A 522-nucleotide genomic window follows, 5' to 3' on the forward strand; every position below is an offset into this window, starting at 1 on the left:
TATTCCCTCACGGGCTTCAGAGCCTGTTTCAAAAGCATTCAGGTAGACGCACTCGTATTTCACTGATCGCCAAAGGCGCTCGATCATTCTGTTGTCGATCCAGCGCCCGCGGCCGTCCATCGAGATCTTCACCTTCGCGTCGTGCAGCACGTCAGTGACGTCGGTGCTGGTGAATTGCGAGCCTTGGTCGGAGTTGAATATCTCGGGCGGGCCATATCTGGCCAGCGCCTCCTTCAGTGCCTCGACGCAGAACCCGGCATCCATGCTGTTCGACAGCCGCCAGCTCAGAACTTTCCGGCTATACCAGTCCATGATCGCCACGAGGTACAAGAAGCCCCGGCGCATCGGGATATAACTGATGTCGGTACACCAGACCTGATTAGGCCGGGTTATGGCCAAGTCTCTGAGAAGGTACGGGTAAATCTGGTGCCCGGGGTGTTTTTTACTCGTCTTCGGCTCTTGGAAAATCGGCACCAGACGCATGAGCCTCATCAGCCGTCGCACCCGGTGCCGCCCGCATCT

At 57.5% G+C, this 522-nt stretch carries 1 protein-coding gene; it reads right to left on the minus strand.

All coding sequences use genetic code 11. The features are described from left to right. A partial coding sequence (locus Q0835_RS30095) for an IS3 family transposase (protein ID WP_298967184.1) occupies nucleotides 1-522 on the minus strand: 522 nt, incomplete at both ends.

It is taken from the genome of uncultured Roseibium sp., assembly GCF_947499295.1.
GTDB lineage: Bacteria > Pseudomonadota > Alphaproteobacteria > Rhizobiales > Stappiaceae > Roseibium.